The sequence below is a fragment of the Brooklawnia cerclae genome (assembly GCF_011758645.1).
GTDB classification, from domain to species: Bacteria; Actinomycetota; Actinomycetes; order Propionibacteriales; family Propionibacteriaceae; genus Brooklawnia; species Brooklawnia cerclae.
The window spans coordinates 384,571-403,504 of sequence record NZ_JAAMOZ010000001.1; the positions used below are offsets into that span (position 1 = coordinate 384,571).

The window sequence follows — 18,934 nt, forward strand, 5'->3', positions numbered from 1 at the left end:
CCTAATTAAGTTGTGATCTCCACGTTGCGGATGGCGTCGTACGCCGTCGGGTCTGAGTAGCCGCCGCGCTCGTTTCGGCAGCCGCGTAGGTGCTGGGGCAGTGCGGCGACCACCCGCAGCTGTCTTGCGGCCCAGTCGAGGGCCTCGGGTGTGGCTGAGCCGTAGCGGATGATCGCCGCGCCGGCCATCTTCCGCGCCTGCGATCGGCTCGAGTAAGGGGCCAGCCGCTGCAGCGCCTGCTCGAGGGCGCGCCTGTCCGTGCCCTCCGCGATCCAGCGCGGAGGGATAACCGCTTGGGTCAAGCCGCGTCCCCTTCGAACTTGGCATCGAGCCATGCGAGCACGTCGTCCTCGCGGTATACGACCCGGCGGCCAAGCTTCGCGCTTCGGGGCCCAAGGCCCATGTGGCGCCAGTAGCGCAACGTCGCCTCGGGCACCCGGATTTGCTCGGCGACCTCCGGCGTAGTCAGCAGTTTCGCGGCCACGTCTCCTCCTAGTGACTTGTTGGTACATGCAGTATTGCATGACTATGTGATGTACGAAAGCTAACACACCGAAACTGCAAATGGGTTATGAGTCAAGTCGAAGATTCGCGACTATGGTTGACACGACGACGCAACGTTGCCCATGATTGAATGCGTGAGTGAATCGCTAAATGATGCAGACGCCAACTTCGTCCGAAACATGAAGGCTGCACGCGAGGCGCGGGGGTGGTCTCAAGCGGTGCTGGTCGACCATCTGGAGCTTCTGGGCGTCGAGACCCTCAACCAGTCGACCGTCAGCCGGATCGAGAAGGGCGAGCGTGATGTTCGACTGCCCGAGGCTCGCGCCATTGCCAAAGTGTTCAGTGTCAGCTTGGACACTATGTCGTCCGGCCCTGAGAAGTTCGAGAGTTACCTGGACTGGCAACGGGTGTATGGCGCATTCCGGGACGCCAGGAAAGGGCTGGCTCGGGCAACGGTGGAATACGAGGATGCCCGCCGGACGCTGGCTGAGTACCTCCGCGAGCCAGGCGTCCGGCTCGCGGAGGACTTCCGGGACAAGCTCATGGACGACGTCGAGCGGACGGCGAGCGACGAAGCGCATGAGGCTGAGATGAGGTATCGCAGCGACTCCAGCCATACCGCCAGCGCCGCATACGACGAGCCCCCATTCTGAGATGGCCACCGTCGAACGGCGAGTCAGCGACCGGACTGGGAAAACGGTCTACGTCGTGCGCTACCGGACTCCTGAGAGGGCCTCGCGGCAGAAGACGTTCAAGCTCCGGCGCGACGCGGATCGATTCGTGACCAGCATCGAGTCGTCGAAGATGACCGGGGCGTTCGTCGATCCCGCCCGGCAGGAAGTGAGCGTCGCCGACTGGTGCGACAAGTGGCTTGCGGCGAAGACCAACATCGGGCCAAAGACGCGAGAGCGCTACGAGGGCATCCTTTCCGCCCAGATTCGGCCGAGGTGGTCGACGGTGAAGCTCAAGGACGTCAGGCACGCGGATGTGCAGACGTGGCTCGCTGGCCTCGATCTCGCTCCCGCGTCTGTGCGGAAGGTCCACCGTGTCCTGTCGCAAGCGATGGACTTCGCGGTCAAGGACGGACGCTTGGCGGTGAATCCTGCCTCCGGGGTGAGCCTGCCCCGGGTCGAGTCGACGGAGAAGCCGTTCCTCAGCCACGAGCAAGTAGCCGAGCTGGCGAAGCGGTGCGGGCCCGGCGATGGGCTGATCGTCACGTTCCTTGCCTACACCGGCCTTCGATGGGGCGAGATGGCCGCGCTTCGGGTGAAGCGGCTCGATTTCCTCCGCCGGCGCATCGTGATCGCCGAGTCTGTCACCCCGGTGAAGGGGGTCATGACGTTCGGCCCGACGAAGGGCCACGAGCGCCGCGAAGTGCCGATGCCCAGATTCCTCGCCGCCGATCTGTCGAGGCTCGTTGATGGCAAGGGTCCCGACGATCTGGTGTTCACGGGGGAGCGGGGAGCGCCGATGCGCTCGCAGGCGTTCCAGCGGCGGTCGCTGACCGCTGCCTCCACCGCCATGGGGCTGGAGGGCTTCACGCCGCACGAGCTCCGCCATTCGGCGGCGAGTCTGGCCATCGCCTCAGGCGCGGACGTGAAGGTCGTGCAGACGATGCTCGGGCATAAGAGCGCAACGATGACACTCGACCTCTACGGGCATCTTTTCGGCGACCGTCTCGACGTGGTTGCCGACGCCATGGACGTGGCGCGCACCGAGGCACTCTCGAAGCCGCGTGTTGGAAATGTGTTGAAATTGGCCTAGTGGCCGTCCGGGCAAGACGAAACCCCCTAGCCAATTGTGCTCTGGCTAGGGGGTTTCTCTCGTATCCCCAACCGGATTCGAACCGGCGCTGCCGCCTTGAAAGGGCGGTGTCCTAGGCCGCTAGACGATGGGGACGCGTGAGCTATGGTACTGGACCAAGTGTTGACCCCCCAAAACACGCGCACGGGCTAGGGGCCCGAGATGCGGGTCTACCGCTGTGCCGCGCACTCGGGGCACAGGCTGTCTGTCTTATCGCGCAGCGTGGTCAGGCGTTGTAGGCAGGTCAGGCCGCGGCACAGCACGCCGATAGGTGCCTCGGTCGGCGCGCTCGACTCAGCATCTGCAAGAATCTGCCTGTCCTCGACAGGCGTGCTGGACGAACGCTCGGGGGCCATGCGTGACGGGCTGCGCGCGATCTGCACGAGCTTTCGGAGCCCGGAGACGGACAGTGATAGGCGATCGGTGCGCAGTTGGAGCAGCTTTGTCTGCGCTCAGTAGTTGACGGTCACGTGCACATGGTCGTAGTGGTTGGCGGTGGTGCCGCCGCGATCGGCCATCCACGTCCAGCCGCCGCTGCCGTTGATCCAGATGCGCTGGCGCCAGATCAGGTATTCGATGTTGAGCGAGTCGGCGTTGGCCTGGAGATATGCGGCGACCGAGTCGCCCAGCGCCACGTCACTGGCACCGTTCGGCATCATGAGGTCGACGGCGCGTCCGCTCGGATGGTCGGGCAGGGGGTCGGAGCGGACGCCGTACATCGTGGTGATCTGTGGGTAGTTCGCCCGGATCGCGTACACGACCTGCTTGGTGGTGTCGCGCAACTGGTCGAGGCCGGACGACCCGCCCGTGTTCAAGGAAGTGGAGCCGTTGGCCGCCGGCGCGGCGGGTCCCTGTGCCGATCCGCCGGAGCTGCCGGACGAGCTCACGGGGCTCGACGACAGGTATTGCGTCGAGATCCAGCGCAGCTGGCCGTCGTCCGACACCTGGCTGAAGCCATCCTGCGTCACGCCGGTGAGCTGCACCTGTGTGTTCGTGTTGAGTACCCGGATGATGCGGTAGTCGATGGAGGGCCCGGTGCGCAGGTTGACCCCGGTCGTCGTGTAGGCGGTCGACGCGCCCGAGGAACCCCCACCGAAGTTCAGGTACTGCGCGGAGATCCAGGCGCTCTGGCCGTTCCAGGTGACCGGCGTCCAGCCGTTCTCCGACGAGCCCCGCAGGGTCACTGTGGCCCCGGTGGCGAGAACGCCCAGGATCCGCTGGGAGGTGCTGGGGCCGGTGCGAACGTTGACGTACGTGGTCGCGGTGGCCGTGCCGGATGAGGTCGGAGTGGAGGCGTTGGAGGTGGCGGGGGTCGATGAGGACGAGTCGAACGACAGGTAGGCGCCATAGACGAACCCGTCACGACCGTTGTGGTTCACGGGGACCCAGCCGCCTTGGCTCGATCCGGTGACTGCGACCTGTTGCCCGATCCGCAGGACGGCAAAGGTCTGCGACAACGTGCTCGCACCCGTGCGGACGTTGACGTAGTCGGTGGCCGTGGCCGTTCCCCCGGCTGCGGACGTGAGCCCGCCGAGGGTGGTGTAGGCGGAGTAGACCCACGCGTCCTGACCGCGGAAACGCACCGGCGTCCATTCGCCCTGTGGGTCGCCGCGCCGCTCCGTCTGCTCGCCGGCCGCCAGGACGCCGAGGACGCGCGTGGAGGTACTGGGGCCGCTGCGCACGTTGAGTGCCGTGGTCGCCGACACCGTGCCGTAGTCGGCGAGGGCTGATTGGGGCACCATGACGGCGCCGGCGGTGATGGCGCTGGCCGCTACGAAAGTGGCCAGGCCTCTGCGGGCATGCTTCGACACATGTGTCACGTTCAGGTCCTTCCCCAACCCGAGTGCGGTCACGCCGGCAGGAGCGACGAAGCGTCTTCCCCGATCGACCGGTCTTCCCACCGGTCGACCACGCCATGAGGCCCCCGCCGACGGGCCGACCGTAAAGCCTTGTCAGGGGTGAGTGCTAGCAGATTGAGAATCACCCAAACGGCTGATCCGCTACTGACTAGGGAAGATAAAGAACGAAGTCGGCTAAAGCGGCACTTGAGGTTCAGGGTGTGGGTTGCATCGTGGGTCCGGGCCGACCCGGGCGTGCCGGGCGGATGTGTTCCCAAGTCAGGAGCGTGTGGACAACATCTGCGAAAGTGCTATGGTATTACCATTGATGTGGTCGTTTCAGAGGACGAAACGAAGGCAGCGGGGCCGGTTTGTCACGGCTTTGCCTCTACTCATCGGATGGATTTGAATTGCCTTCCATTCGCCGCGGAAAACATATCTGGAATCACGCATGAGCCAATTGGCCCGGACGCGTCGCATCGATGGGCGACAACCGGCCGGGCGATGCGTCTCCACCCGATCAGGAGGAGCAGCGATCGATGCACGATCGGATCGAACGCGTAGATGTCATCGTGGCGAGTCCCGGCAGGAACTTCGTCACGCTGAAGATCACCACGGCTGACGGCATCGTCGGGCTGGGTGACGCCACGGTCAACGGGCGTGAGTTGGCTGTGGCCAGCTACCTGCGCGACCATGTCGCCCCACTGCTCGTCGGACGCGACCCCGGGCGCATCGAGGACACCTGGCAGGAGCTGTATCGAGGCGTCTACTGGCGCCGCGGCCCCATCACCATGGCCTGCATCGGCGCGGTGGACATGGCCCTGTGGGACGTGCTCGGCAAGCGGACCGGCCGTCCGGTGTACGAGTTGCTCGGCGGGCGCGTGCGTGACCGCGTCGACGTCTACCGTCACTGCTTCGGGTGGGAGCTCCCGCAACTGCTCGAGTCGTGCGATCGCGAGATCGCCCAGGGCGTCCGCTTCGTGCGCGTCCAGTCGAGTGTTCCCGGCCTTGACAAGGTGTACGGCATCTCGAAGGATCCCAACTACGAGCCTGCCCAACGCGGTGCCCTGCCCGACCAGGAGACCTGGGACTCGGCCGCCTACGTGCACCACCTGCCGGGTGTCGTCGAGGCCGTGCGTGAGCATGTGGGATGGGGGATCGGCCTGCTCCACGACTCGCATCATCGCCTGACCCCCACCGAGGCGGGGCAGCTCGGGCACGCCCTGGAACCCTACGGCCTGTACTGGCTGGAGGACGTCACGCCGGCCGAGGACCAGGACGCGCTGCGTGTGGTCCGCGAGCACACCCGCGTCCCGTTGGCGATCGGCGAGGTCTTCAACACCGTGTGGGATTGCCAGAAGCTCATCGAGGATCGCCTCATCGACTACGTGCGGTGCGCGATCGTCCATGCCGGCGGCATCAGCCACGTACGAAAGATCTACGCGCTCGGTGAGCTGCACGGGGTGAAGGGCGCGCCGCACGGCCCGTCCGACGTCTCGCCGATCGCGCTGGCAGCCTCGATTCACCTGGCCACCGCCACCTACAACTTCGGCCTCCAGGAATACATGGGCTACCCCGACATCGTGCACGAGGCATTCCCCCATGCCTGGAGCTACGCCGACGGCGCGCTCCAGCCGGGCGAGGAGCCCGGTCTCGGCGTCGCGATCGACGAGCAGCTTCTGAGCCGCCCGGAGTTCGAGTACTCGACCGCCTACCTGCCCGTCGCCCGACGCCTCGACGGCACGGTTCAGGACTGGTGACGACCCCGTCGTCCACGGGCATCGCTTGTTCGCGGACGACGGCAAAGCCGCTTCCTTCTCGATGACGAGCTCGGCACACGATGCCGTGGAGGTATTCGGGGAAGCACACACATCGAGCGATCCAGCACGGTGCTGGACTCGTTCCTGCTGAATGAGGAGCAGAACAACTATGTCGTTGATTCATGAGGGGAAGGGCCTCCCGGAAGGAAGCTCTCCCAATGGGACTCCGTCGAGAACCATCGAACGTTCCACGTCGGATCTCGCGAAAGCGGCGGTGTCGGGTTGGCTGGGCACCGCATTGGAATTCATGGATTTTCAGCTTTATTCGCTTGCCGCGGCATTGGTCTTCCGGAATGTCTTCTTCGCCAATGAGTCCGCGGGTATGGCCGTCATCTCGTCGATGGCTACCTACGGGGTGGGCTATCTGACCCGTCCCCTCGGTGCCTGGTACTTCGGCCGCCTCGGCGACCGCATCGGGCGCACGAAGGTGCTCTTCTACACGATCGCGCTCATGGGTGTGGCCACGACGCTCATCGGTGTGCTGCCGACGTACGGCCAGGTGGGCATCCTCGCGCCGCTGGCTCTCGTCGTCCTGCGCCTGGTGCAGGGCTTCGGTGCGGGCGCCGAGATCGCGGGCTCGTCGGTCATGCTCACCGAGTACGCGCCGCGCCGCCGTCGTGGCCTCATCGGGTCGCTCACGGCGCTGGGCACCAACTCGGGCACTCTGGGCGCGTCCGCCATCTGGGGCATTCTCGTCGCCGCCCTGCCGAAGGAGGACATCGTCGCGTGGGCGTGGCGTATCCCCTTCCTGGCAAGCGTGCTCATCATGATCTTCGCCCTGTGGCTACGCCGTAGCCTCAAGGAGAGCCCCGTCTTCGAGGGCCGCGAGGACGTCGTCGACGGCGTGGCCATGTCGAAGGAGCAACTCGCCGAGCACATGCAGACCGAGCACGAGGACATCCTCGCCAAGGGGCTGCGCGAGCGCAAGGGTCGCGCTTTCTTCGAGGGCTTCCTGCTGCGGTTCGGCCAGGCCGGCAACTCCGGCATGATCCAGACCTACCTCATCAGCTACATCACGGCGACGCTGATGATGGCCTCCAGCGTCGGCACGAACGTCGTCATCGTCTCGTCGCTGCTGGGCTTCGCGACGGTGCCCCTGGTGGGTTGGCTTAGCGACATCGTGGGCCGCAAGACGATGTACATCGTCATGACCTCGATCTCGCTGGTGCTGGTGTTCCCGATGATCTACCTGGTCTCCACCGCACAGGTGGGCAAGCTGTTCGCCGGGTACATCATCATGCACCAGGCATCCGTGCTCGCCTTGGCGTCGCTCGAGAACCTGACCATGGCCGAGATCTTCGGCGGGCGCAACCGCTACACGCAGATCGCGCTGGCCAAGGAACTCGCGGCCATCGTGGCCACAGGTATCGGGCCCGTGCTCGCCGCGGCCCTCGTCGTGGCCACCGGGTCGTGGTGGCCGATCGCCGTCATGATCGCCGTCTTCACGGCGTGCAGCCTCGCGGCCGCGATCATCATGCCGGAGGTGGCCGGACGCGACCTCACGGTGCTCACCGACTCCCGCAAGGGAGAGGGCGTCATCGGGCCGTTCGCCGCGCGCGAGCGTCGCGAGCTGGGTCTGCCCACCTGCGAGGAGGCGCTGGCGGAGTACGAGGCCACGACGATCGTCTCGTCCAAGCGGGGATGACGCCGTACCAGCCTGCTGCTTAGTCGTCGTCGAACTCGGCCCGTGCCACGGAATCCCATTCCGGCACGGGCCGAGGCGGCTCCGGATCGGGGACGCCGCCCACGATCCAGGTCTGCTTCTCGTCCACCACGATCCTGTCGCACCGGCCGAGTCCGTCCCATGACGCGGCGCCGGCCATCCTGTCGGACGCGGGGACCGGCGCCGTCCCGGTGGCGGTGGCCAGTGTGGTGATCGCGTCCCGCTCGCCGAAGACGACCGCGACCGGCAGGGTGCCCGCGAGCTTGTTGGCGATCACGGTCTGCAGCGTGTCGGCGTCCATCTCGGGCGCGGCGATCAGCAGGGGAGTCGCCTCGTCGGCGGCGCGTCCCATGAGGACGAGCAGTTCTCGTACGCTCAGCACAGCGTCCTCGCAAGCCAGCAGTCTTGGCCTGTCGAGCACGGCCCGGGTGCCGGTGTGTGTGGCCAGCGTGGGCGCGGCGAGCCGGCAACTCACGGTACGGGCGGACGACAACTCGGACGCCAGCTCCCGTTCCTGGGCCGGTGAGAAGGCTTCGGCGCGCGGGGCGTCGTCCAGCAACTGCCGGGCGGTCACATAGGGAGCCTGGGCCGGGGCCGTGCGAGGCGACGAGGTCGCGTGCGGGGCGGCGTCGGTGTTCGTCCGGGGAGATTCCTCGCCGGCAGCTCGGCGCGCGGATCGCCGATCGACCAGGGTGGCGATCACGACGAGCGCTACGCCTGCCAGGAGGATGACGACCGCGATGAGACCGGGACTCACACGACCAGCCTAGGTGCGGCCGGCACTTCTGCGGTCGATCCGACGCGACGCAATCCCGATTCTCGCGGCGGCCGTGAACAAGGTGTGCGGCGGCCGCCTGTGCGCGTCGGCGGGTGAAACAGCTACCCTATGGTGTGTCGTCGACAAAGCGCGTGAGCCCTACCAGGCCGGACGCCCACGTCGGCGGTGACAACTGAAATTTTGTGAGCGGCCTGCGCGAGCGCACGACAGCGCGGCCATGCTCCTGATGGGGTCGGTAGACGGCCCCGAGCGCCTATAGCTCAGTTGGCAGAGCAGGGGACTTTTAATCCTCGGGTCCAGGGTTCGAGCCCCTGTGGGCGCACAAGAAGTCCGAGCCTTACGTGCGGGCCCGACTTGTCGCGTACGTCCTCGGACCTTCCTCCGCACCGGCGTCTTTGTCGTGGGTGTTATCTCGGCGACCTGCCTAGCGCAGTTGAGGGAGATATGTGCCGAGTGTTTGGCCGCGGGTTGATGGTGCGAGGTCGTCTCAGCGTGCGGCGAGCCCCTCGAGAAGAGTGGCGAGGGTGAACTCGAAGCGATCGTGTCCGTCGCCTGCGGTGAGTTCGTCCGCGTGGGCGACAGTATTGGGGAACAAGTGCGCAGGCAGCATGCGCAGGCGGTTGCGGACCTCGGCGCGGTCGATGATCCGCCCGTCGATGTCCGAGTCGTGGGCACGAGTGATGCCGGCCTCGAGGCAGTAGCCGGTGATGTAGAGGAACGCGGCGTCGCTTGCCCACGCTGCCGGCTGGGGCGGAATGCCTCCGGTCAGGAGGATCGACAGCAGCCCTTCTTCGACACGTAGCAGGGACAGGCCGCTCGGCGCGGCTGCGAGAGCAGCCTGGGCGACTCCTGGGTAGGCCAGCAGCTGATCGCGGACCTGACTGCACACATCCAGGAACTGCGCGCGCCATTGCCCGGGATCGGCGTCCGGAACCTGGACGCGGGACATCAGCTCGTCGATCAGCAGGTCGCCCAGCTCGGACTTGTTCCGCACATGGGCGTACAGCGATGCCGGCCCGGTACCGAGGGCCGCCGCGACGCGACGCATGGTCAGGTCCTCGAAACCTTCGGCCGCGATGACATCGAGGGCCGCCGCGACGATCCGGGCCGCCGAGATCGGCGTCCGGGGCGGCACACCGGTATCGGGCCGTTCCGCTGCCGCGATTCGTGCTGCCCACTGGTCTCGTGTGATCGTCTCGCGAGAGGCGCGCCTTCCTGCCATGCGTCCACATTAGCACTTGACGCGAACAATAATCGTATGTAGAACATTGTTCGTGACTAACTCGCTGCACACCACCCCCGCCATCGAACCGCTGCCGTTGCGGCGCGCCTGGCTGGTGCTGGTCGTCGTGGTGATCGCGGACGTGATGGACTTCATCGACTCCAGCATCGCCAACGTCGCCGGCCCCTCCATCCGCGCCGACCTCGGCGGCGACGAGTCCACGCTCCAGTGGGTGCTCTCGGCCTATACCGCGGCGTTCGCGATCGGCCTGGTCACCTCCGGCCGCCTCGGCGACATCCTCGGCCGACGGCGCTTGTTCCTGGTCGGTATGACCGCTTTCACCCTCGCCTCCCTGGCCTGCGGGCTCGCGCCGAACGTCCCTGCGTTGATCGTGCTGCGGACGATCCAGGGGCTGGCGGGGGCGGTGATGATCCCGCAGGGCTTCTCCTTGGTGAAGATCGCCTTCCCGCCTGAACACCTGCGCAAGGCCTTGGTGCCCTTCGGCCCGATCATGGGTGCCGCCGGGGTCCTCGGCCCGATCCTGGCCGGCTGGCTGCTGGCCGCGAACCCTTTCGACACGCAGTGGCGCTCCATCTTCCTGATCAACGTCCCCATCGGCGTGGCCGCGATCGTTCTCGCCGCGCTCTTCTTGCCGCGACATGCCGCCGAAGACCCGAGCGTGCGCGTCGACGTCATCGGCGTGGCCCTGCTCACCGCGGGCTCGGCGCTACTGATCGTCCCACTCGTGCAAGGCCGAGAACTGGGCTGGCCATGGTGGACCTACGTGATGTTCGCCGCCTCGCTCGCCGCGTTCGCCCTGTTCGTCCGCTCGGAACGCCACAGCGCCCACCCCGTGCTCACTCCCAGCCTGTTCCGCAAACGCAGCTTCATCGTCGGCCTCGGCGTCACGGCCGCGTTCTTCGCCTCCCAGACCGGGTTCACTCTCGCCTTCAACCTGCTCCTCCAACTCGGATTCGGCTGGACCGCGTTGCACACGGGCCTCACCCTCATCCCCTGGGCGTTGGGCTCGGCCGTCGGGACAGTCCTGTCCGGAGCGATCCTCGCCGCACGTCTCGGCCGCCGCACCCTGCACCTCGGCCTCGCCCTCGCCGTGATCGGCATGCTCGGCCTGCTCCGGACGATCACCACGCGCGGCAACGACCTGAACTCGCTTGTGGTCGCCCCCGCCCTGCTCGTCGGCGGCCTCGGCGCCGGTATGGTCTTCATCCCCCTGTTCGACTACATCCTCGGAGACGCCACCGCAGAAGAAGTCGGCACCGGCTCCGGGCTCCTCAACGCCGTCCAGCAGTTCGCCTCCGCCATCGGAGCCGCCGCGCTCGGCACCGTCTTCTTCGCCCGCGCGGGAGGAACCCAGCACGGCTACACGACAGCCGCCGAACTCGTCGTCGTGATCGTCGCCATCGCCTTCGCCATCACCTTCCTGCTCATCGGACTGCTCCCCAAGCACCTCCGACAGCGGGGAGCACTCGTTGAGGACGTCAACCCCGCCACCCTCGGATGAAGTCGTCGACGGACACACGGGTAGCACGCCATACAGGACAAGGAAGCCTCAGCATGTTCGATCTCGCCCGCATGAGGCCGGCCATCGCAGCCTGATCAAACGACAAGAGCCAGTTGGTCGGCTCGATCCCGCTGCATAGCCTTCACACCCTTCTTCCCCGAGCGTCACGGCGTGCGTAGGACGCGAACGGGATCGTGGTGTGAGGCCGCAATAGCGGGCGGCAGAGCGGCGAGAGCGGCAGTAAAAGTAGACAGTAACGCGATAGCGGCGCCGAACGCGGGGTCTGGGGGAGTACCAGTCCAGATGAGAATGATGGTAGCGGTGATGGTGCCGGCAATCGCGCCGAAAGCCCCTGCAGCCGCGGATCGTCCGGTGACGAGCGCGACAATCACCCACCGGGGGGCGCCGAGCGCGCGCCGGCGGCCGAGGTCGGTGCGGTGGAGCAGTACATCGGCTAGCACAACGATGGCGGTAAGCAGGGCTCCCGCTGCCAGCACGATGACTACCAAGGAGCGTCCATAGGCTTCGAGGTCACCCGCGAGATCGACTTGGAGCTTGGCGATGTCGGTAGGGGAATCGATCTTGACGTCTTCGTTGGGCTGATTGAGGACAGCGAGGACACCCGCCTTTGCGGCCGAGACTGCGTAGGGGGTGGTGGCGAGCACATGGACGGTACGGGCAGTAACATTATCGTCGGCCTGCACGAGAACCCCGGTAGCCATGTCTGAGAACGGGTCGCGTGCGGCGTACTGGCCAACGATCGGATAAGTGATGCCGGTTGTGGTAGTGACTGACCCAACAGGAAAGTCGAAAGCCAGTGCGCTCGTTGCAGCGGCTGATGCGATGGCCTCGCCTGGCTGAGGCCATCTGCCCCAGGTGAGAGTCACGACGTCGGCGATGTTGCCAACGACCTGCCAGGAAGCTACTCGTTGGCCCTCATTGGTGGCCGTGCTGGTGACGTCGATGGCGGCAGTAAAACCGACAGCACGATCAATGACATTCAGGCCACTGATCTGGGTGACGACCTCTTGAGTGAGAAAACTCTTCTGCTTCGCGTCGGTGAACGTTATGACACGTGACCCGGCCGCTTCCATGCGGGCCTGCAGCTGATGTTCGGCGGCTGCTGCTCGTCCGACGGTCAAAAGCGTGGTCACGCACATTGCAGCGGTAAGCAAGGCAACGAGAACGGTAGACACCCTTTGGGCTCGTGCCGAAGCCCAGATTTCCCGAACCAGTTCGGTGACTCTCACAGCGCTACCTGCTGGTCGCAGTGCTGTACGACGGAATCGTCGTGGGTGGCAATGATTACTGCCGCACCGAGGTGCGCTGCTCGACGGAGGGTCGTGAGTACGACGGAGGTATTGTCACGGTCAAGGTTGCCGGTGGGCTCATCGGCAAGGATGACAGATGGAGTGTTGATCAGAGCCCGGGCCACAGCCACACGTTGGGCCTGCCCACCAGAGATTTCCCCAGGACGATGATCGGCGCGTTTCTCCACGCCCAGCGCCATCAGCAACTCCTTGGCGTGTTCAAGGATGTCGCGCCGACGTGCTCCAGCGTAAAGCGCCGGTTCTATCACTGAGTCCAAGATTGTTCGGGCCGGGTCTAGAACAGCATCTTGAAAAACAAAACCCAAGTGCTTGGCACGTAATTCTGCTCGGCGAGCATCGGGTAACTGATCCACTCGAGTGTCATTGACGATGATGGTGCCACTGGTAGGCTGTAGCATCAATCCGAGTAAATACAGCAATGTCGATTTTCCACACCCTGATGGGCCGGTAAGAGCAGTCACTGAACTGGTGGCGAAGGTATGCGTCAGTCCATCGAATAGCTCCTCGGAACCACGCCTGTAGTTGAAGCGCAGATCGACAACAGTGATCATGTTATTTGCCACTTTCGGCCTGCAATACGACGATCCGCTCTCCCACCGCCAAGCCACTAATGACGGCTAGCCCACGGTCGGACGCCAGTACTGTGACCGTCGTTCTCGTGCCATCGGGACGCAGCACATAAAAACCACCTGCTTCATCCGTACGTACAGCGGCTGCCGGTACCGCCGGGCCAGAGATCGGTGGCACTACCTGCACGCGGCCAGACATGGAGGTAAACTCTGCAGCAGGTAGCGAATCGCACTGGACTCCACAAACAACAGAACCGTCCGGTGCAGCCAAGATCAGATCTGTTTGGCCGCTAGCTTGCTGTCGAGAATCAATTATTTTCGCAGACCATGTATATTCTTCGAAATCGATCTGCACCGTGGCGTCCGACGGGAGATTGTTTGCTTGCTCAACAGTAAGTTGTAATGCAAACTCTGGCGTACCCAGGTAAGCCATCAGTCCAGCTACTCCGGGAGAGGCCTGCGCCCCCACGGCGATCGCCTCTCCCGGAGTGATCGTTGCAGGAAGCTGGGGAACGGCCGCTAGAGTTCCCAACGGGATACGGCCGGTTTGTTCCTGTTCCTGATCCCTTTGCCAAGCCTTGACATTTGCGGTCGTTATTCCTGCCCAATCCCCGGTGACGGGCTGGTCATAGCCAAGGTCGGCAAGCAACTGCTGCACCTGCTCGACGTCAGAGCCCTCGCAGCCCTCTGCCAGGTCGCGATAAAAAGGCATCGAGCCACGCGCAACTCGCACAGGCACATTCGCAACCGAGTAGACTTCGGCGCCCTGGTCGAGGAACCCAGGGGAAATAGATGTCACAATGCCGGACAACAAATTGGTGGCAACCATTTTCAACTGCTGTCGAACAGACACGGTGTAGTTCACGACCTGACCCACACTAGCTTCAGTGACCACCGCATTCACCTGGTAAGGACTGGCGGAAGCCTCGTCATCAGTAACGCCCAGCGTGACCCGGCCCGCCCACCAACCGCCAGCACCGACCAAAACGATTGCTGTCAGAACACCGATCCATCGTACAACAACTTTGTTCCGCACCATCAGTTCCTAGGAGTAGGCGATTATGCCGTAAGCGGTATCGACAGCCAATGATATTGCCTCCTGATGTCGTGTTCTACTTCTGGTAGGTCCTGAAGCCGTCGGGACGTTGCGGGCAACTGAGATATGCCGAAGAGAGAGTGTTTTCATCTTCATCCGGATACAGACTAACTAGTTGATTCCATAGGTCTTGGGCAACCTCTAGTTCAGATCTCTTCATTGAATCCGCGAACGTTCCGTAGGAGGGCAGTCGTAGACCTGGGTACCCGGCTTCGTTTAGGCACGGAATGAAGTTGTTCTCGAGATGGTCATAAACCTGCTTGATCTCATCGCCTTCGGGCGGACGTCGGATATCTTGTCGTACTGGGTACTGTGCAAAGCACTGATATTCTGCAAGATGATCCAACTCAGCTTGCCTGTCGTTGGGGGATGTGATTTGGTAGCCATCCTCGGTGGCCGTGACGCTGGTTCCCAGCGCGCGAATGCAGGGCACTCTGATGTTGGGAACATCTTCCGGATTTATCCATGTAATAACCTCAAAGTCCGGAGGATCAACAATTCCGTAGCCTTTTGCAAACGCAGCCTTTGATTGCTCAAGCAGCTCCCAATCCTGCGTGGACGGGGTGTACTCACTTATGCGTGGAAGCGGCTCGGAAGGTATAGGCATAGCTGAAGAACAAGCAGTCAGCGTCAGCACTGCGATGAGTTCGGCTGCAAAGCTAATGCGCTTACCAAAATTCATTCAGAGCCCTACGATTCTGAGGACGGTGAGTGGATGCCAGATCACAACTGTTGGAATGAGATTCGCCGATGCGGCTTGGCGAGGGAGCTTGGCCTCACCAGGCCGCATTTGGCGTGTCAATATCTCAGGCTCTCGCTGGCGCTCCCGTGCAACTTTGGCTGGTGCCCGTGACCCATCCATCTGTTGCGGTGTTGAGGAATGCGACTCGCCAGAACGGCGTGACCCAGGTTCTTACGCCATATCCGCTGTAATACTGGGACGCGTAGCCGTTCGTCGCGAGATCCTTGGCGGAGATGGTTTGGAAGGACGCGAGTGTCACTCCGGACGTTGCGACGACCAGTTGATTGCTGTTGAGGCAGGAGAAGTTCTCGGCGTACCGAACATTTGTATCCGCGTGTGCAGGTGCAATGCTTAATGACGCAATGACGGTGCCAGCGCTCAAGGAGATAAGTAGTGTGCGCAGTTTTGACATCAGAAACCTCGATTCGACGGTGAACAAGGAATAGCCTTAACTGACTTGCTAAAGGATGACCGTAAGCCGCCTAGCCACGACCAGCTATTATGAAGAGGGTGAACTGGCTCCTACCGGCGAAGCTACCGGAGTCCGTTGAGGTTGTCAATCCTTCGCGCCAGTTTTCTTGGTAGCAAACTCTTGAGGGAAGCCTCACTTTGTAGCGGCCGCTACTCACGGACGGCCGAGTAGCGTCGACTTTCGCGGACGCTGACAGGGGAACGCGCGACACACTCGTGCATGACGGCTGCTTTTCGAACAAGATGTGAGTCGGCTCGCGTCGCGCTCCGCGAGCTTGGTTGTGGTGCTCTTCGTAGTCGACATCCGTCCGTGGCGCCTCGTCATGAGGGGCGGCAGGCCTCCGGCCTGAGCGTCCTCACCGGACAGGGTCGAGCATCGCGCGCGCCTCGATCACGACCTCGGCTGCGACCGCGTCCAACAGGGGGGACCGTAGGTTCCACCGCTGCCAGTAGAGGGGCACGGTGATCGCGGGCCCGCCCAGGGGCACGAGTTCTCCGGTGGAGAACGCCTCGCGCGACTGGAAGGGCGGCAGCATCCCCCACCCTATTCCGAGCCGCACAGCGGTCGCGAAGTCGTTCGTGGCGGGCACGAAGGTGCGGGGTGGAGCGAGCGGGTCGGCATGCTTCGCCCGTAGCCAGCGGGACTGCAGGTCGTCGTGCCGGTCGTAGTCGACGACCGGTGCCCGCGCGAGTGACTCGGCGCTCACCCCGTCGGGGAACCACTGGTTCTTGAACTCCGGTGTCGCCGCCGCGGCGTACCGCATCAGGCCGAGCGGGGTGACCGTGCGTCCGGCTACGGGCGATCCCTGCGATGTGACGGCCGCCATCACCGTGCCGTCTGCGAGCAGGTCGGCGGTGAAGTCCTGGTCGTCGCGGTACAGCTCGAATGTGACGGGGTGCTCGCGTGAGACGCGCGCGAGCGGGGCGAGGAACCAGGTGCCGAGCGAGTCGGCGTTGACGGCTATGGCGATCCTGGCGGGCGAGCCGCCGACGCCGGCGTCCGCACCGAGGGCGAGCAGCGTCTCGTGTTCGAGTAGCGCGGTCTGACGGGCAAGCCGCACGAGCGCCGCGCCGGCCTCGGTCGGCTGCACCGGTTTGGTCCGCACCAACAGCAGCCTTCCGAGTTGGTCCTCGGCACGGCGTATGCGCTGGCTCACTGCCGACGGTGTGAGGTGCAGGCTTGCCGCTGCGGCTTCGAAGGTGCCCTCGTCGATGACGGCCGCGACTGTCTCCACGAGTTCGAACGGAATCCTCATGATAAGCAACGCTAATGTAGATGAAGAATCTTGAACTGGATTGTTGATATTCGGACGCGTAGCGTCGCCCCATGCTCACCGCTCTGTTCTCCGGTCTCGGTCTCGGCCTGTCGCTCATCGTCGCCATCGGCGCGCAGAATGCGTTCGTCCTGCGCCAGGGCATTCGCCGAGAGCACGTCGGTGCGGTTGCGCTCGTGTGCATCGCGAGCGACGTCGTGCTCATCACGACCGCCGTCGCTGGGGCGGGAGCCATACTCGCCGCCGCGCCGTGGCTTCTTGTCGCCGTGCGATGGGTGGGTGCCGCCTTCCTCGTCGGCTACGGCCTGCTCGCCGTGCGCCGCGCCTGGAAGCCGACCGGCGAGGCCCTCGCGATCGGGGAGGAGGACCACGCAGTCATGGCAACGACCGCATCATCGGGAGCACCGACCGCGACGCTCGTGCGCACTCGGTCCCTGACATCGGTCGTCGCCACGTGTCTGGCGCTCACCTGGCTCAATCCGCACCTGTACCTCGACGTCCTGTTGCTCGGAACCGTCGCCAGCACGCACGGCGACCAGCGGTGGTGGTTCGCGACCGGTGCTGTCTGCGCGAGCATCACCTGGTTCCTGACGCTCGCCTTCGGCGCGCGCCTGGCCGGACGATGGTTGCGCTCGCCACGCGCCTGGCGCGTCTTCGACGCCTGCATCGCCGTCTCGATGATCGCGTTGGGCCTCAGGTTGGCCGCGTCGGCGTGACGGTGCTGTGGGTCGTCCTGGCGGTCATCTGATCGCCGTGCTCGGGATCGCTTTGGCGCTGCGAATGCGGCGCCGGCGCCTCTATAGCGAGGTGTATCCGCGGCTGCGGCAACGGATCGGCCTCGTGTAGTCGCTCGGACGCCCCTCCGCGAGAAGTTCTCCGCGGCCGCGACTGTGAGTAGGCTGGTCGGGTGAGTTCCACCGAGCCGACACTGCGCTATGCGCCCCCGCCTGACCTCAGCGGATACGCCTGGCTGTCCATCGCCGCGGCGATCGTCACGGTCTGCCTGAAAGGCGGTGCGGCCTGGCTCACCGGGTCGGTCGGCCTGTTCTCGGACGCGGCGGAGTCGTTGGTCAATCTGGTCGCGGCGATCGTCGCGCTGATCGCCCTCAAGGTCTCGATCAAGCCGCCGGACGACAACCACCCCTTCGGACACAGCAAGGCCGAGTACTTCTCGGCCGCGGTCGAGGGAATCATGATCTTCGCGGCGGCCGCCGTCATCATCGCCAGTTCCGTCGATCGCATGATCCACCCGCGGCTGCCGGAGCAACTCGGCCTCGGCCTGGCGATCTCGGTGGTCGCCTCGGTGGTGAACGGCGCGGTGGGCTTCGTCCTGCTGCGACAGGGGAGACGCTACGGCTCGGCGACGCTGATCGCCGACGGCAAGCACCTCATGACCGATGTCGTCACCTCGGTGGCAGTGCTCATCGGTGTGGGCCTGGTGGCGATCACTCAGCAGCCGATCCTCGACCCCATCGTCGCGCTCCTGGCAGGGGTCAACATCCTGTGGACCGGCTTCGGCCTCATCCGGGCGTCGACCGACGGGCTGATGGACATCGCGTTGCCGGAGGCCACGCACGACAAGCTCATTGCCGTGCTCGACACCTACCGTCGTCCCGGGTCGATCGAGTTCCATGCGGTGCGAACGCGCCAGGGGGGCAACCGCCAGTTCATGGAGTTCCACATCCTCGTTCCCGGCTGGTGGAGTGTGCGCAAGGCCCACGACCTCACGGAGGAGGTCATCGACGCGCTGGTGGCCGAGGTTCCCCCGGTGCGGGTGTCGGCCCACATCGAGCCGATCGAGGATCCGTTGTCCTACGCCGACGAGGAGGATTACTGAGATGAACGCTCCCAGGCGGGTGCCGGGCTGGGACGAGTACTTCCTGGGCATCGCCGCCGCGGTCTCGGTGCGCGCCAAGTGCACCCGGCGATGCGTGGGCGCGGTGATCGTCGATGCCGATCACCGCATCATCGCCACCGGCTACAACGGGGCGGCACCGGGGCGCCCCGACTGCCTTGAGGGCGCATGCCCGCGCGGCAGGCTGGGATACGACCAGGTCCCCGGTCTCGGGGACTACGACCGCCCGGGCAGCCCGGGCTTCTGCATCGCGATCCACGCCGAGGTGAATGCGCTGCTGTTCGCCACTCGCGACACACGCGGTGGCATCGCCTACATCACCGACGAGCCTTGCCCGGGCTGCCGGAAAGCCCTCGCCGCAGCCGGGATCGAGCGCGTGATGTGGCCGGACGGCCAGCTGTCCGCCGGCGAACTGGTCGCCTGGGACTGCTGACCGCTCGGCTCAC

The 18,934-nt window shown here is 64.8% G+C and carries 18 protein-coding genes and 2 tRNA genes; 9 read left to right on the forward strand and 11 right to left on the reverse strand.

Annotated features, from left to right (window positions below; translation table 11 throughout):
• Window positions 1-5: 5 nt before the first annotated feature.
• Both FB473_RS01850 and FB473_RS01855 read right to left on the reverse strand, forming a co-directional pair.
• A complete protein-coding gene (locus FB473_RS01850) occupies window positions 6-302 on the reverse strand; it encodes a hypothetical protein (protein WP_167164301.1) in 297 nt (98 codons plus the stop codon).
• On the reverse strand, window positions 299-484 hold the full coding sequence (locus tag FB473_RS01855; RefSeq protein ID WP_167164303.1) for a helix-turn-helix domain-containing protein: 186 nt from the start codon (window positions 482-484) through the stop codon (window positions 299-301). The genes FB473_RS01850 and FB473_RS01855 overlap by 4 nt, the downstream gene beginning before the upstream one ends.
• 154 nt (window positions 485-638) lie before the next feature.
• On the opposite strand from FB473_RS01855, the gene FB473_RS01860 reads away from it, so the two are divergent.
• Both FB473_RS01860 and FB473_RS01865 read left to right on the forward strand, forming a co-directional pair.
• Complete coding sequence (locus FB473_RS01860) at window positions 639-1,157, forward strand: helix-turn-helix domain-containing protein (RefSeq protein WP_167164306.1); 519 nt, start codon at window positions 639-641, stop codon at window positions 1,155-1,157.
• A gap of 1 nt (window position 1,158) precedes the next feature.
• Complete coding sequence (locus FB473_RS01865) at window positions 1,159-2,268, forward strand: tyrosine-type recombinase/integrase (protein WP_167164308.1); 1,110 nt, start codon at window positions 1,159-1,161, stop codon at window positions 2,266-2,268.
• A gap of 62 nt (window positions 2,269-2,330) precedes the next feature.
• On the opposite strand, the gene FB473_RS01870 is transcribed toward FB473_RS01865, so the two are convergent.
• Both FB473_RS01870 and FB473_RS01875 read right to left on the reverse strand, forming a co-directional pair.
• Window positions 2,331-2,403: transfer RNA gene (locus tag FB473_RS01870), tRNA-Glu, on the reverse strand.
• A 356-nt stretch (window positions 2,404-2,759) separates the two neighbouring features.
• Complete coding sequence (locus tag FB473_RS01875) at window positions 2,760-4,127, reverse strand: SH3 domain-containing protein (RefSeq protein ID WP_167164310.1); 1,368 nt, start codon at window positions 4,125-4,127, stop codon at window positions 2,760-2,762.
• A 557-nt stretch (window positions 4,128-4,684) separates the two neighbouring features.
• Here FB473_RS01875 and manD point away from each other — a divergent pair.
• Window positions 4,685-5,905, forward strand: coding sequence for a D-mannonate dehydratase ManD (manD, locus tag FB473_RS01880; RefSeq protein ID WP_167164312.1), 1,221 nt, complete (start codon window positions 4,685-4,687; stop codon window positions 5,903-5,905).
• A gap of 169 nt (window positions 5,906-6,074) precedes the next feature.
• On the forward strand, window positions 6,075-7,610 hold the full coding sequence (locus tag FB473_RS01885) for an MFS transporter (RefSeq protein ID WP_167164314.1): 1,536 nt from the start codon (window positions 6,075-6,077) through the stop codon (window positions 7,608-7,610).
• Window positions 7,611-7,629: 19 nt separating this feature from the next.
• Here the strand turns inward: FB473_RS01885 and FB473_RS01890 are convergent, their stop codons facing one another.
• Window positions 7,630-8,385: a hypothetical protein gene (locus FB473_RS01890; RefSeq protein WP_167164316.1), complete on the reverse strand. Its 756-nt coding sequence runs from the start codon at window positions 8,383-8,385 to the stop codon at window positions 7,630-7,632.
• A 270-nt stretch (window positions 8,386-8,655) separates the two neighbouring features.
• On the opposite strand from FB473_RS01890, the gene FB473_RS01895 reads away from it, so the two are divergent.
• Window positions 8,656-8,728: transfer RNA gene (locus FB473_RS01895), tRNA-Lys, on the forward strand.
• A gap of 165 nt (window positions 8,729-8,893) precedes the next feature.
• Here FB473_RS01895 and FB473_RS01900 read toward each other — a convergent pair.
• Entirely contained in the window at window positions 8,894-9,628 is a 735-nt protein-coding gene (locus FB473_RS01900; RefSeq protein WP_167164318.1) for a TetR/AcrR family transcriptional regulator, read from the reverse strand.
• A gap of 52 nt (window positions 9,629-9,680) precedes the next feature.
• On the opposite strand from FB473_RS01900, the gene FB473_RS01905 reads away from it, so the two are divergent.
• Window positions 9,681-11,150 carry a DHA2 family efflux MFS transporter permease subunit gene (locus tag FB473_RS01905; RefSeq protein ID WP_208390401.1) on the forward strand — a complete coding sequence of 490 codons (1,470 nt, stop codon included), beginning with the start codon at window positions 9,681-9,683 and terminating at the stop codon, window positions 11,148-11,150.
• A 164-nt stretch (window positions 11,151-11,314) separates the two neighbouring features.
• On the opposite strand, the gene FB473_RS01910 is transcribed toward FB473_RS01905, so the two are convergent.
• The 5 genes from FB473_RS01910 to FB473_RS01930 all read right to left on the reverse strand — a co-directional run bounded on the left by FB473_RS01910 (window position 11,315) and on the right by FB473_RS01930 (window position 16,615).
• Complete coding sequence (locus tag FB473_RS01910) at window positions 11,315-12,400, reverse strand: FtsX-like permease family protein (protein WP_167164320.1); 1,086 nt, start codon at window positions 12,398-12,400, stop codon at window positions 11,315-11,317.
• Complete coding sequence (locus FB473_RS01915) at window positions 12,397-13,032, reverse strand: ABC transporter ATP-binding protein (RefSeq protein ID WP_167164322.1); 636 nt, start codon at window positions 13,030-13,032, stop codon at window positions 12,397-12,399. The genes FB473_RS01910 and FB473_RS01915 overlap by 4 nt, the downstream gene beginning before the upstream one ends.
• 1 nt (window position 13,033) lies before the next feature.
• Window positions 13,034-14,089, reverse strand: a complete 1,056-nt coding sequence (locus FB473_RS01920; RefSeq protein WP_208390402.1) for a peptidoglycan-binding domain-containing protein — start codon at window positions 14,087-14,089, stop codon at window positions 13,034-13,036.
• A 73-nt stretch (window positions 14,090-14,162) separates the two neighbouring features.
• On the reverse strand, window positions 14,163-14,828 hold the full coding sequence (locus tag FB473_RS01925; RefSeq protein WP_167164326.1) for a hypothetical protein: 666 nt from the start codon (window positions 14,826-14,828) through the stop codon (window positions 14,163-14,165).
• A gap of 887 nt (window positions 14,829-15,715) precedes the next feature.
• Window positions 15,716-16,615, reverse strand: a complete 900-nt coding sequence (locus FB473_RS01930) for a LysR family transcriptional regulator ArgP (protein WP_208390403.1) — start codon at window positions 16,613-16,615, stop codon at window positions 15,716-15,718.
• 71 nt (window positions 16,616-16,686) lie between these two features.
• On the opposite strand from FB473_RS01930, the gene FB473_RS01935 reads away from it, so the two are divergent.
• The 3 genes from FB473_RS01935 (at window position 16,687) to FB473_RS01945 (ending at window position 18,921) form a co-directional block, all read left to right on the forward strand.
• Window positions 16,687-17,349 (forward strand): LysE/ArgO family amino acid transporter, encoded by a 663-nt coding sequence (locus FB473_RS01935; protein WP_167164328.1) that lies wholly within the window; start codon window positions 16,687-16,689, stop codon window positions 17,347-17,349.
• A gap of 191 nt (window positions 17,350-17,540) precedes the next feature.
• Window positions 17,541-18,470 carry a cation diffusion facilitator family transporter gene (locus FB473_RS01940; RefSeq protein ID WP_167164330.1) on the forward strand — a complete coding sequence of 310 codons (930 nt, stop codon included), beginning with the start codon at window positions 17,541-17,543 and terminating at the stop codon, window positions 18,468-18,470.
• 1 nt (window position 18,471) lies between these two features.
• The gene (locus FB473_RS01945; RefSeq protein ID WP_167164332.1) at window positions 18,472-18,921 is read left to right on the forward strand and encodes a deoxycytidylate deaminase; all 450 of its coding nucleotides are present in this window, start codon (window positions 18,472-18,474) and stop codon (window positions 18,919-18,921) included.
• The last annotated feature ends 13 nt before the right edge of the window (window positions 18,922-18,934 follow it).